Below are 13,198 nucleotides of genomic sequence, written 5' to 3' on the forward strand. Positions count from 1 at the left end.
TAGTGGTTACTCGCCTGACAGTGAAGCAAGTAAGTCAGCCTGATGCTCTTGGCGAATAGGCTCAAGCAATTGACTCAGGTCTCCTTCAATAACTTCGTCAAGCCGGTAAAGCGTTAAATTTATACGGTGGTCGGTAACCCGGCCCTGCGGAAAATTGTAAGTACGGATGCGTTCAGAGCGATCGCCACTGCCTACCAGGTTTCGGCGAGTCGTCGCTTCTTCGCTGGCGCGCTTTTCTTCTTCAATACGATTAAGCCGGGCCTGTAACACTGACATCGCTTTTGCCCGGTTCTTGTGCTGTGATCGCTCATCCTGACACTCAACCACCAGGCCTGTAGGAACATGGGTAATACGAATCGCAGAATCGGTTTTGTTGACGTGCTGACCACCCGCGCCTGAGGCCCGGAAGGTATCCACTTTCAAATCAGCCGGATTAATTTCGACCGCCTCAGATTCGGGCACCTCGGGTAGCACCGCAACGGTACATGCCGATGTATGTATACGGCCCTGAGATTCGGTTTCAGGCACGCGCTGAACACGGTGTCCGCCTGATTCAAATTTCATAATACCATACGCGCCGTCACCCGAAACATTTGCGATAACCTCTTTAAAACCGCCATGTTCTCCTTCGCTGGCGCTGACCAGCTCGACCTTCCAGCCCACACTTTCGGCGTAGCGACTGTACATTCGAAACAAGTTTCCAGCAAAAATAGCCGCTTCGTCACCGCCTGCGCCAGCCCGAATTTCTAAAAAGCAGGGGTGGTCATCGTTAGGATCTTTAGGCAACAGCAATATTTGTAATTTGTCTTCCAGTTCTTCTAGGTCTGATTTGGCCTGCTTTATTTCTTCCTGAGCCATTTCACGCATTTCGGCGTCGTCTTCTTCCAGCATTTCATTGGCAGAAGCCAGGTTTTCCTGGGCCTGCTGATAAGCATTAAATCCTTTTACCACATCTTCAAGCTGACTATATTCTTTTGATAGAGTACGAAATTTATCTTGATTTGAAATAACTTCTGGATCACTTAATAGCGCCTGTACTTCGTCAAAACGTTCGACCAGATTTTCTAGTTTTGCAACGACCGACTCTTTCATATTGTTATTTTACCTTGTTCATTTACGCCCCTGCCCCGAAGGGCTATCAAGCTCTAAAGATTGGCTAAGCTGCTGAGTTAGCGACGTATCGTTTTGCGCAGCCGCATCACGAAGCAGTCGTGTAGGGCCGTGCATCATTGTGTTGGTTAATTTATACGCCAGTTCTTTGATGATGTCTTCTGAGGGCTTACCATCAGCAAGCTGGTTTAGTGCTTTTTCTACCAGCTCATCACGTTGCTGACCGCCCCGCTCGCGAAACTGACGTACCAGATCTATAGACTGCTGTGCTTGCTGCCAATTCAGGTACACATCAATTTGCTCATCAATAATAGCGTGCGCTTCGCGAGCAGCCTCTTCTCGTGACGCCAGATTTTGTTCGACAATATGCTGAAGATCATCCACCGTATACAGGTAAGCATCGCCTAAGTCATTGACTTCAGACTCAATATCGCGCGGCACGGCAAGGTCAACCAAAAACATAGGTAAATTACGACGCTCTCGCAATGCCCGCTCTACCATGCCTTTGCCAATCAGTGGCAACTGACTCGCGGTAGAACTGATGACGATATCAAAACTGTGTAGTTTTTCAGGCACCTGCGATAAGGTTAATACATCAGCTTCAAGTTTTTGTGCCAAATTATGGGCACGTGCCACGGTGCGATTGGCCACGCATATCCGTTTGACGCCCTGCTCTTTTAAATGTTGTGCCACCAGCTCGATAGTTTCACCGGCCCCTACCAATAACACTGAACGACTGGGCAGGGCTGAGAATATATGTTTTGCCAGTTGTACTGCGGCAAAAGCAACAGAAACAGCATTAGCGCCAATTTCAGTTTCGGTTCGAACTCGTTTAGCTACCGCAAACGTATGCTGAAACAAACGTTCAAAATCTGTACCGACGGTACCTGAATGCCGGGCATCATTATAAGCTTGTTTCACCTGACCAAAAATTTGAGGCTCGCCCAGTATAAGCGAGTCCAGACCACTGGCAACGCGCATAATATGCTGAACTGCCGCGCCTTGCTCAAACTGATAACTGTGGCTGGCAATCGTGTCCATATCAAGCTTGTGAAAGCTGGCAAGCCATTGAATTAAAGACGTTTGGCTTAACGACCCACTTACGTAGATTTCAGTACGATTACAGGTAGAAACAATGACCGTTTCGTCCACACCCTCACGTTGCTTCAGAGAAGATAACGCCGCCACCAGAGAGTCTGGTGTAAAGGCTACCTTTTCTCGCAAGGCGACTGGTGCTGTTTTGTGGTTAATTCCGAGGGCAACTAAGGTCATTAAGATTCATCTGGCGGCTTCGGAGCGGCATTGTACGAAAAACGCAAAATTATTGAAAGTGTTCAGGTAACTGTGTTCCTATATAAAATGACTATCGCGCTAATAGATTTTATAAATATGTTCTTACGCTTTTTGCTTTGCTGTCTGTTGATGTCTTTTTTATATGGGTGTACCACGCTTCCGGATGGCCCCGACAAACGTATTGATTTACCTGCACAACTACAACAATTAGCGGCTATTAACTCTTGGAAAATTCAGGGTAAAATGGCTATTCGCAACAATCAGGAGGCGGTCAGTGCGACATTATTCTGGCAAAATCAGAATGGTGACTTCGAATTCAGACTGACCAATTTTTTAGGCATCACTCTGGTAGATATGCAGTTTGAAAATGGTATGGCGACGCTTAAGGCCAATGGAGATACCTATACTCATTCTGATCCTGGCCAGCTAATTAAAGATGTCACCGGGCTCAATGTACCGGTTAACGAACTTCTCAACTGGATTAAAGGACTACCCGGGCCTTCGGACGACTATGCGTTAAATTCAAAAGACTTATTGGCGCAACTAAAACCCGGAGCATGTGAGACATGCGGACATTGGCAGATTGCTTATAACAACTATGGCGAGGTAGAAAATATATGGCTTCCGTATGCGCTTAAGTTGACCAATACCCAAAAACCGAATGCATTTATTAAATTTCGAATTAATCAGTGGACCTTGATGTAATGGTTTGTACAACCGAGCCTTTGTGGTGGCCGAGCCCCGCTAAGCTTAATCTTTTTTTGCATATCACCGGTCGATATGACAATGGTTATCATCGGCTGCAAAGCTTGTTTCAGATACTCGATACCGGCGATCGGTTGGCCTTCGACATTACTACGTCAGACTCTATAAAAATTTCTACGGTTTTTGCAGGGGTCGCTGAGCAAGACAACCTGATATATAAAGCCGCAAAGCTGTTGCAGCGCCACTGCGGCGTATCACAAGGCACCCAGATAAAGGTAGACAAACAACTGCCTATGGGTGGCGGTATTGGTGGGGGTTCGTCAAATGCTGCGACCACACTGGTAGCACTGAATTATTTATGGGGATGCGGGTTATCAGAAGATAAGTTGGCCGAACTTGGGTTGCAACTAGGCGCCGATGTGCCTGTTTTTGTCCGCGGACAAACTGCATTTGCCGAAGGTGTAGGAGAACAGATCACTCCAGTCTCTATTAGTGGCGATTGGTATTTGGTTGTAAACCCCGGTATTCATGTTAGTACGCCAGCTATTTTTGGCGAAGCAGATCTTCCCAGAAATACGGCTACGATGGCCTGGAAAGACTACACTTTTGAAAAAACGCGTAATGATTGCCAGCAAATTGTGTGTAAACGTCATCCGGAAGTTGCAAAATTATTACAGTGGTTGGTACACTACGCCCCGTCGCGGATGACCGGCACAGGGGCGTGCGTGTTTGCCACTTTCAAAGACGAAAATACGGCCCGGTTTGTACAGGCAAAATTGCCTGAGTACTGGACCAGTTTTGTGGCAAGGGGTGTAGCCCGGTCGCCATTAAAACAACAGTTACATAATGTGAACGCTGTTCCGGACAGACACTAAATATTATTGGGGTATAGCCAAGTTGGTAAGGCAGCGGGTTTTGATCCCGTTATTCGTTGGTTCGAGTCCAGCTACCCCAGCCACCTCTACTATCAACGCACTGAGGAATCACTTGTGCCAGATATGAAGCTCTTTGCAGGTAATGCCGTACCAGAACTTGCCCAGAAAGTTGCCGATCGTCTCTATACCAAGCTTGGAAACGCCAGCGTAGGCCGCTTCAGTGACGGTGAAATCAGCGTCGAAATACATGAAAACGTCCGTGGATCGGACGTTTTTATTATTCAGTCTACTTGCGCACCCACCAACGATAACCTAATGGAATTAATTGTGATGATTGATGCGCTACGCCGTGCTTCGGCTGGTCGTATCACCGCAGTTATGCCCTATTTTGGTTATGCACGTCAGGACCGTCGTGTGCGGTCTGCCCGGGTGCCAATTACGGCCAGAGTTGTTGCTGATTTCCTGTCTAATGTCGGTGTCGATAGGGTATTAACCATCGATCTTCACGCTGAACAAATTCAGGGCTTTTTTGATGTTCCTGTAGACAACGCATTTGGAACGCCAATATTACTTGCTGATATGATGCGTCGTAATTTTACGTCGCCGGTAGTCGTATCACCAGATATTGGCGGTGTAGTGCGCGCGCGGGCTACAGCAAAACTTATGAACGACACTGAACTTGCTATTATAGATAAGCGTCGCCCTAAGGCTAATGTGGCTCAGGTTATGAACATCATTGGTGATGTAAAAGATCGCGATTGTATTATCGTAGATGACATGATTGATACTGGCGGTACGTTAGCAAAAGCCGCTGAAGCGTTGAAAAGTCATGGGGCGCGGCGGGTATATGCGTATGCCACTCACGCTATATTTTCAGGCAATGCGGCGCAAAATTTACGTGACTCTGTTATCGATGAAATTATCGTTACCGACAGTATCCCGCTAAATGAAGATATGCGAAAAATTAATAAAGTGAAGCAGCTCACGTTATCTGAAATGCTGGCTGAGACCATTCGCCGAATTAGCAACGAAGAATCTATTTCAGCAATGTTCGAATATTGATGAAATAAATTTTAGTTTTAAAGCGGCTTACTATGCCGCTTTTTTTATGTCTGAAAACAAAACAAACTCCCCTCCGCCTGGGTCAATACTGATTGGACACCCACATCGAATACAGATTGGACACCCACTTTATTCTGGCGGGCTACAGATTGGACACCCACTTAATTCTGGCGAATTGGGTGCTATCTACTGGACACCCACACTTTACCATCTAATCTATAAACACTCGCACTGTTCACATACAGCTTTAGCCTAAGGCAATGATTGGACACCCTTTTATTTTGGCATATTGGGTAACATCAATTTCAGGAGACCCACTTAATTTTGGCGTTTAGGTAAGGTTAATGTCGATATAAATGAATGCTGCTATTTGCTGGACACCCACCTATTAAAACTACCTAAGATGCTATCTACTGGACACCCACTTAATTCTGGCGTATTGAGTAAGGTTAATGTCGATATAAATGACAGGAGACCAGCCATCCTTCGCTCATACGGGCTCGCTCCCTGTGTGCCTGTGCACTTAAACACTAACCCGAGACGTTCATTGTTTATTCAGTTATCTACGGGCAATATAGTAAGAACATCGGTTATAGAGGAATTATTACCTGTGAAACAAAGCTTATTGATAATAGCCACTAGTTTTTTGTTGCTAAGTGCATGTTCGGGACAGGCACATCCGTTACCCGATACACAATCGCAGAAGGAAAAAAGCATGGAAAACGAGGTTAAGCAAATGACCGGCACGATAGTTTATAAAAACCTTGAAGGTGGTTTTTATGCTTTTATAAGTGACGATGGCGGCCATTATACTTTACGCAACCTGGCCCCAGAGCATAAACAGAATGGGTTGAAGATTGCTGTTGAGGGTCGGGTTCTCACCAATATTATGACTTTTACCCAGTTTGGTGAGGTATTTGAAGTTTCTGATGTCAAAATTGTAGACAAAAGTGGCGTTAAACCCACCAATAACGAAATGTAAACCCTGTTTGTAACCGTAAATAAACAGTGGTAGAATTCGCCGCCCTTAATTATTGAGGGTAGTGCGTCACTTTATCTTAGGTGGGCATTTCATCGGTGTGCTTTTGGTCGCGGAAGCCATCATTAATTAAATCAAAAAATTTTTGGAGACAGTCAATGTCTGACGCTATTTTTAATCTGGATGCTAACGTCCGTACTGATAAAGGGAAAGGTGCGAGCCGCCGCCTTCGTCGTGCAGATTTGGTACCAGCTATTTTGTACGGTGGCAATGAAGAGCCAGTTTCTTTAACTTTAGATCACAACAAAGTTAACAACTCTGCTGACTACGAAGCGTTTTACTCTCATGTTTTAACATTGAACATCGATGGGAAAAAAGTAGAAGCGCTAGTAAAAGATATGCAGCGCCACCCGTACAAGCCTAAAATTTCACACATCGATTTTCAGCGTGTAATTGCTGGCGAAGAACTACACACTAATGTTCCTTTGCACTTCATGAACGAAGAAAAGAATGCTGCTATCAGTAACGAAGGTGGTATCGCTGAGCATCACGTGAACGAAATTGAAATCACTTGTCTGCCTAAAGACCTGCCTGAATTCATTGAAGTTGATATGAAAGATGTTGAAATGGACGGTTCTGTTCACTTGTCTGATATCCAGCTACCTAAGGGCGTAAGTTCTGTAGAGCTGGCTAAAAATGATGAAGATCATGATTTGACAGTTGTAACTATCAAACCTGCACCTAAAGCTCCAGTAGCTGAAGAAGATGCAGAAGGCGAAGAAGCAGGCACTGAGGAATAATCCTCTTGTCTGATATTCGTCTAATCGTGGGCCTGGGTAATCCAGGCCCCGAATATGAAAGCACCCGTCACAATGCGGGCGTCTGGTTTCTTGAAGAATTAGCCGCGCGTTATAACACCTCTTTGACTCCTGAATCCAAATTTTTTGGCAAAACTGCTCGTATCAATGTGGCAGGCCAGGATATCCGGTTACTCTACCCCACTACATTTATGAACAAAAGTGGTCAGGCCGTAGGTACATTAGCTAACTTTTATCGAGTAGAACCAGAACAAATTTTGGTGGCTTTTGATGAATTAGATTTGCCTCCTGGTGTAGCAAAATTCAAAGTGGGTGGCAGTTCCAGTCAAAACGGGGTAAAAGATATTGTCTCGCGACTGGCAAACAACAAAAATTTTCTGCGTTTGCGTATAGGTATTGGCCATCCCGGCGACAAAGCCCGGGTCACAGGCCATGTTTTAGGCAAACCGGCTTCAGTAGAAAAAGAAGCAATTGATAGCGCTATTGATGAAGCTGTTCGTTGTATCGATATTTTGCTGAAAGATGACTTAAAAGCAGCACAAAACCGGCTTCATTCCTTTAAAGCCGACGCAAAATAACTAACCGAATTAAGAGGCTAGCATGGGTTTTAAATGTGGTATCGTCGGCCTGCCAAACGTTGGCAAATCGACATTATTCAATGCACTAACCAAAGCAGGCATTGAAGCCGCCAACTTCCCGTTTTGTACCATCGAACCAAATACTGGTGTGGTGCCGGTACCTGATCTTCGTCTTGATAAGCTGGCACAAATCGTCAATCCTCAACGTGTTATTCCTACCACGATGGAATTTGTTGATATTGCCGGACTGGTAGAGGGAGCCTCAAAAGGCGAAGGCTTGGGCAATAAGTTTTTGGCTAACATTCGCGAGACCGATGCAATAGGCCATGTAGTCCGCTGTTTTGATGACGAAAACATTGTTCATGTCTCAGGTAAAGTGAGTCCGCAAAATGACATCGATGTTATCAATACCGAATTAGCGCTGGCTGATTTAGAAACGACTGAAAAGGCCTTACATCGTGTTGCTAAACGCGCAAAAGGTGGCGATTCGGATGCAAAGTTTGAATTAAAAGTACTTGAGAAGGTTAAACCTCACCTTGACCAAGGCTACTTACTACGCTCACTTGAGCTAAGTAAAGAAGAGTTAGAAGCAATCAGTTACATGAACATGCTTACTCTGAAGCCAACCATGTATATTGCCAATGTGAACGAAGAAGGCTTCGAAAACAATCCGTATCTAGACGAAGTACGTCAAATTGCCGAAGGCGAAAATGCAGTTGTGGTGGCGGTATGCGCTGCTATTGAATCTGAAATCGCAGAACTCGAAGATGATGAACGTGAAGAGTTTATGCAGGATATGGGATTAGAAGAACCCGGTCTGAATCGCGTAATTCGTTCTGGCTACAGCCTATTGACTCTGCAAACCTATTTTACTGCGGGTGTTAAAGAAGTAAGAGCCTGGACATTTCCTGAGGGCTCAACCGCCCCTCAAGCCGCCGGCCGAATTCATACAGACTTCGAAAAAGGCTTTATTCGTGCTGAGATTGTATCCTATGACCACTTTGTTGAATTTAACGGTGAACAAGGTGCAAAAGACGCGGGTAAATGGCGTTTAGAAGGTAAAGAATACATTGTTAAAGACGGCGATGTTATCCATTTCCGTTTTAATGTGTAACCTAGTCTTATTTCTTATTGATGCGTTTTGAGTTACAAAACGCATCAATAGTTTAATTCCGCAATAGAATAAATCTTACTGACCTATTGCATTTATTTGTCCTGATTCAGCATTCTTTATCTTAAGCTAACTACAAACGGTAATACGGTTTATTTGACTAATATTGTCTTTTAAAACAGACTGATGGCTGTTACTCATCTACCTGAAAATACCAAAATAGTATGTCCCCTTTCGCACGATCTGGACAGAAAAAAATCTACATCAGACCACCTGAACTATGAAGTTTTTTCTCGAAAATAGCTCGCGGTAAAAGTCAGTGCCTTACCTACAGCGAAGCGCACAAGTTGAAAAAACACGTCGCTTAACTTAACGTAACCCACACTACGTTACTTAACCTTATTGCATAGTTTCCTAATCAAAAGCATTAGCTGTCCAACTCACGGGCAAAAATTACTAAGTTAAGTTCAATAACGATACCAATGAACACTGATTAAACACCACTACTCACAGTAACAATTTCATCCACGTCTAACTCTGGTTTCGTATCCCTTTTTCAATCTGGATTTTTCATCCTGTACTTAACGCCACCTAACCAGTATGGCGAGATTACAATCTGGTGTAACCTGCCGACCAGGCCAGTTCTTTTTAGATTTTTGCATGGCTTTTATCTCTTCATCCGATACTTCTTATTCCGATTAGTTAGGTCATACGCGAAAGCTAAACAGCCCCACTATCCGCTTCAGTCGCTATTTAAAGTACGTTTTTAGTCGCCGTTTATAGAAACCAGTCATCACGCAGCCAGGAATAACCGAGCTTTTTTAAACGCTTTTTAAGTTATTTCACCTGTTGAGCAAACGCTTGCTACAAATTTCTGATGCTCGCAAATATACAAACTTCTTTCCACTAACACTTATAATTAAATGCGCTTGATAATTATTATCATTTGCATTTACATAATGTATGGTTTTGGCTACACTTCGTCGTCGTTAAAACAAGGAAAATACAGATGAAGAACAAAAAGATATCAATGGGCGCACACACTATTGCAGCCGCACTCGCCTTTGGACAAGGAGCTGCATGGGCGCAGGACTCTACCGAATGTCATGAAGACACTTCTGAACAGTGTACGGTTCCAGATGACGATACCATTGAACTTATTCGGGTTCATGGGATACAGCAGTCAATTTACCGTTATGATAAGTCGGGCGACCCCCGCCGCTTAGCTGATTTGGTAGATACTCCACAAACAATAAGTGTGTTGACTCAGGATCAAATTCAGGAAAGCGGAAAAACCGATCTCAAAGATATACTGGCCGCCCAGGCCGGGGTCACTTTAGGTACCGGTGAAAATGGAAACGCGTTTGGCGACCGCTATATTATCAGGGGCCATGAAGCACGTAGTGATGTATTTGTAGACGGCTTGCGGGACCCCGGTATGACTACCCGAGAAAGCTTTGCTACTGAGCGTGTCGAGATAACGAAAGGTCCAAGCTCTACCTTTGCCGGTCGCGGTTCATCAGGAGGCGCTGTAAATAGCATTACTAAAAAAGCGTCGACCAGCTACAACTTCGGACGCGTAGATGCAAGTGTAGGAACGGATGAGCATACGCGATTTACCCTTGACTATAACAAAACGCTCACCCCCGATAGCGCGCTTAGAATCAACGGTTTATTTGCAGAAGAAGATAAGCCAGGCCGCGAAGGTATTGAAAGAGAGCGCACCGGTGCTCAACTTTCTTATGTGGTTCATCCCACTGACAAATTGTCGTTTATTGGTGATGTTTACTATCTGGACGCAAAAGACCGCCCCGATTTAGGAAGCTACTATAATAGCGACAATAACTTTCCTCTTGAAGATATTCCGGTTTATGCTCAGGACGAAGACTTTTTGAATTCTGAAGTCACCACTTTTACTCTGCGTACCGAATATGAATTAAGCGACACCCTACGTTTTTATAACGCAACTCGTGCAGGAAAAACCGAGAATGAATATATTACTACCGGCATGAGCGGTAGCACGCGTGCAGATACCGATATTATAGCGCCTGGCGCTGAAACCTTGAACCTAAGCACACACCAGGGCTGGCAAGATGTTGACTATATCACTACCCAATTTAATTTATTCTGGGATACGCCTTTTTTAGGGTTTGATCACAGGCTGGTTTTTGGTTTTGAATATACCGATGAATCTGTAGATAACGGTACATTTTCGATTGAAAATGGGAATCTAGCCAACTGCTTAGTTGACGGGCGCCGCGGCATTTCTGAAGGTTACTGTATTACCGATGCCACTGGTAATGTGATAGACAATATCGGCCGTCTGACTAACCGTAATTTTGAACGTGCAGAGGCTGATGCGCTATATGATATTGAAACCTATTCGTTTTATATTATGGACACCGTGGCGCTAACCGACAACCTGGATGCCTTCTTTGGGCTTCGCGCAGACAGCTACGATTATACTAATGAAACCTCAGGACGCAGCGGCGAACAGGTCTTTGCTTTTTCAGACGACCTTTTTAATGGCCATTTGGGGTTGGTCTATGCACTTTCTGAATCTGGTAATCTTTACGCGGCCTACAGCACCGCAACCAATATCAATGGCGGCGAATCAGATTTAGGCGCTAACTGCGGTTACGGGGGATTGTGTGGCACTCCCGAACAAGCTGCGCAGGCCGATCCAGAACACGTCGAAAATATTGAGCTAGGCATTAAATGGATGTTATTTGATGACAACCTAATGACCAACGCGGCGCTGTTTCGTATTACCAAAGACGATGTTCATGAAAGTGTCGGTGATGCTTACTCTACCCTGGGCACTCTGAATACCGGCGAAAATCGTGTTCAGGGTATCGAATTTGGTGTCAGCGGAGATATAACCGAAAAGCTTAGTGTTCAAGCTTCAGCAGCGTTTATGGACTCACAAATACGTGAATCTTTTAACCCTGACAATATCGGACTTACGTTGAGCAACTTTGCTGATGAGAGCTTTTATCTGCAACTGCGATATCAGCCAAATGAGCAATTTGCCGTTGGGGGCGCCTATAGCTATCAGTCAAAAATGTACGGAGGGCAACCAGATACCGCTGCCGGCTACAATGCCGAAACCGGAGAATACGCAATTGTGGTACCAAGTTACCAGGTCATCAATTTATTTGCCAGCTACTATGCAACGCAAAGACTCACGTTGCAGGTTAATGTGGGTAACGCGCTGGATGAAGAATACTGGACCGCTGCATACCGTTCTGGTGCCTTTATGTATATAGGCGACGGCAGAAGTTTAACCGGTACTCTAAGCTATACATTTTAATTAAAACCTATAGGAATACGCTGCACTATGATTGTTATTGAAGGCTTACTAAACACGGCTGAGGTAAAGCACTACTGCGACACACTTGCCTGCGCGGCGTTTAGTAGTGGAACCGCCACCGCTAAGGGCATGGCAGCTCAGGTTAAAAATAATGGTCAGGCCGATGCGTCAAATCCAGAAATACGCCAGTTGGCGAACCAATTGCTTGGCTCACTGGGAAACCATACAAAGGTTGTTTCGGGCGCGTTACCGCAGCGTATTTTTCCACCTTGTTTTAATCGCTACAGTGAAAGTCAGAAATACGGCTACCACGTCGATGCCGCTATTATGCGTATACCCGGAACCACCGAAGTTATGCGCAGCGATATGTCCATGACAGTGTTTTTATCAGATCCACAGTCGTATCTTGGTGGCGAGCTGGTTATTCAGACAGGTTTTGGCGAACAAGCAGTGAAACTGAATGCAGGAAGCGCGGTACTTTATACTTCATCCAGTTTGCACAAAGTCAATCCGGTAACCAAAGGCCAGCGTTTGGCTGCTATCACCTGGATTCAAAGTATGGTGAGTGATGCCGCTGTTCGGGCCAGTTTACATGAGTTAGACGACGTCATTCAGACGCTTATTCAGGCGGGTAGCACACAACGGGCTGAACTTGATAAGTTACATCGTGTTTATCATAATTTGATTCGGCAATTTACCACGTTATAAAAAAGCAGGTGGCCAATAGTGGCCTCACAGGTGCTAATACCAACCGTAATAAAGCATGCGGGCGGCCACCCTTTTTAATCACTGCTGAAGTTAGTCATGACGTTTGATACCGATAGACCTCTGTATTTCCGCACTATTTATATACACCATTTAACCTCTTTGTCCGGTCTTCGCTCCACTTCCCTTTTAAAGCAAGTTTGTAGCATCAGCTTCATATCATCTTACCGTGATGAGTAGCTGCTTGAGGCTTGATACCTAAGCTATAAACCAAAACCCTGGGGCATTATTTTACCGCAACACGGGAAAGGGGTTTACATTTGAGTCTTGAGCGTCAAGCCATCATGTTAGTAACAAATGCGGCTCTAGCCGTTTAAATAGTGTGAGTAACTATTTTTGAAAAACAATGAAAAAAATCAGAGTAGAAAAGCCGAAGGTTGCGCTAGTGGTTATCTCAATGAATAACAAAATTTTATCAGAATATAGACTTACTGAGAGAAAAGATGGTCTTAACACAGCAATTTTGTCTTATTTTCGTACACTTACTGCTCAAAATAGCTGTTTCGGTATATATTGTGAGCACTTGAATAAAGTTAGTAAAAAAGGGGTTGACGAGACCCCGTCATATTCGCATAATACGCGCCACTTC

General features: G+C 44.6%; 11 protein-coding genes and 1 tRNA gene. 10 read left to right on the forward strand and 2 right to left on the reverse strand.

Going from position 1 to position 13,198, the window contains the following annotated elements:
* Positions 1 to 6: 6 nt before the first annotated feature.
* The gene (gene prfA / locus JK130_RS08785) at positions 7 to 1,092 is read right to left on the reverse strand and encodes a peptide chain release factor 1 (protein ID WP_218353945.1); all 1,086 of its coding nucleotides are present in this window, start codon (positions 1,090 to 1,092) and stop codon (positions 7 to 9) included.
* A gap of 18 nt (positions 1,093 to 1,110) precedes the next feature.
* Positions 1,111 to 2,382, reverse strand: a complete 1,272-nt coding sequence (gene hemA, locus JK130_RS08790; RefSeq protein ID WP_218353946.1) for a glutamyl-tRNA reductase — start codon at positions 2,380 to 2,382, stop codon at positions 1,111 to 1,113.
* A 30-nt stretch (positions 2,383 to 2,412) separates the two neighbouring features.
* On the opposite strand from hemA, the gene lolB reads away from it, so the two are divergent.
* The 10 genes from lolB to JK130_RS08840 all read left to right on the forward strand — a co-directional run bounded on the left by lolB (position 2,413) and on the right by JK130_RS08840 (position 12,552).
* On the forward strand, positions 2,413 to 3,108 hold the full coding sequence (gene lolB / locus JK130_RS08795; protein WP_218353947.1) for a lipoprotein insertase outer membrane protein LolB: 696 nt from the start codon (positions 2,413 to 2,415) through the stop codon (positions 3,106 to 3,108).
* Complete coding sequence (gene ispE / locus JK130_RS08800; RefSeq protein ID WP_218353948.1) at positions 3,108 to 3,983, forward strand: 4-(cytidine 5'-diphospho)-2-C-methyl-D-erythritol kinase; 876 nt, start codon at positions 3,108 to 3,110, stop codon at positions 3,981 to 3,983. Before lolB ends, ispE begins: the two co-directional genes overlap by 1 nt.
* A gap of 7 nt (positions 3,984 to 3,990) precedes the next feature.
* Positions 3,991 to 4,066 (forward strand) — tRNA-Gln (locus tag JK130_RS08805).
* A gap of 40 nt (positions 4,067 to 4,106) precedes the next feature.
* On the forward strand, positions 4,107 to 5,045 hold the full coding sequence (locus JK130_RS08810; RefSeq protein ID WP_246587744.1) for a ribose-phosphate pyrophosphokinase: 939 nt from the start codon (positions 4,107 to 4,109) through the stop codon (positions 5,043 to 5,045).
* Between the two features lie 610 nt (positions 5,046 to 5,655).
* Positions 5,656 to 6,027: a hypothetical protein gene (locus tag JK130_RS08815; RefSeq protein WP_218353950.1), complete on the forward strand. Its 372-nt coding sequence runs from the start codon at positions 5,656 to 5,658 to the stop codon at positions 6,025 to 6,027.
* 155 nt (positions 6,028 to 6,182) lie between these two features.
* A complete protein-coding gene (locus tag JK130_RS08820) occupies positions 6,183 to 6,824 on the forward strand; it encodes a 50S ribosomal protein L25/general stress protein Ctc (RefSeq protein WP_218353951.1) in 642 nt (213 codons plus the stop codon).
* A 5-nt stretch (positions 6,825 to 6,829) separates the two neighbouring features.
* Positions 6,830 to 7,420, forward strand: coding sequence for an aminoacyl-tRNA hydrolase (gene pth / locus JK130_RS08825; protein ID WP_218353952.1), 591 nt, complete (start codon positions 6,830 to 6,832; stop codon positions 7,418 to 7,420).
* Positions 7,421 to 7,442: 22 nt separating this feature from the next.
* On the forward strand, positions 7,443 to 8,534 hold the full coding sequence (gene ychF, locus JK130_RS08830) for a redox-regulated ATPase YchF (RefSeq protein WP_218353953.1): 1,092 nt from the start codon (positions 7,443 to 7,445) through the stop codon (positions 8,532 to 8,534).
* Positions 8,535 to 9,540: 1,006 nt separating this feature from the next.
* Entirely contained in the window at positions 9,541 to 11,844 is a 2,304-nt protein-coding gene (locus tag JK130_RS08835) for a TonB-dependent receptor (protein WP_218353954.1), read from the forward strand.
* A gap of 27 nt (positions 11,845 to 11,871) precedes the next feature.
* Positions 11,872 to 12,552, forward strand: a complete 681-nt coding sequence (locus JK130_RS08840; protein ID WP_218353955.1) for a Fe2+-dependent dioxygenase — start codon at positions 11,872 to 11,874, stop codon at positions 12,550 to 12,552.
* Positions 12,553 to 13,198 lie beyond the last annotated feature (646 nt).

It is taken from the genome of Alteromonas lipotrueiana, from assembly GCF_019249245.1.
GTDB classification, from domain to species: Bacteria; Pseudomonadota; Gammaproteobacteria; order Enterobacterales; family Alteromonadaceae; genus Alteromonas; species Alteromonas lipotrueiana.

What these genes read in the sequence shown, in the direction of transcription:
- prfA (WP_218353945.1), bottom strand. Translation starts at nt 1,092, where the DNA reads ATGAAAGAGTCGGTCGTTGCAAAACTAGAAAATCTGGTCGAACGTTTT.
- hemA (WP_218353946.1), bottom strand. Translation starts at nt 2,382, where the DNA reads ATGACCTTAGTTGCCCTCGGAATTAACCACAAAACAGCACCAGTCGCC.
- ispE (WP_218353948.1), top strand. Translation starts at nt 3,108, where the DNA reads ATGGTTTGTACAACCGAGCCTTTGTGGTGGCCGAGCCCCGCTAAGCTT.
- JK130_RS08810 (WP_246587744.1), top strand. Translation starts at nt 4,107, where the DNA reads ATGAAGCTCTTTGCAGGTAATGCCGTACCAGAACTTGCCCAGAAAGTT.
- JK130_RS08820 (WP_218353951.1), top strand. Translation starts at nt 6,183, where the DNA reads ATGTCTGACGCTATTTTTAATCTGGATGCTAACGTCCGTACTGATAAA.
- ychF (WP_218353953.1), top strand. Translation starts at nt 7,443, where the DNA reads ATGGGTTTTAAATGTGGTATCGTCGGCCTGCCAAACGTTGGCAAATCG.
- JK130_RS08835 (WP_218353954.1), top strand. Translation starts at nt 9,541, where the DNA reads ATGAAGAACAAAAAGATATCAATGGGCGCACACACTATTGCAGCCGCA.
- JK130_RS08840 (WP_218353955.1), top strand. Translation starts at nt 11,872, where the DNA reads ATGATTGTTATTGAAGGCTTACTAAACACGGCTGAGGTAAAGCACTAC.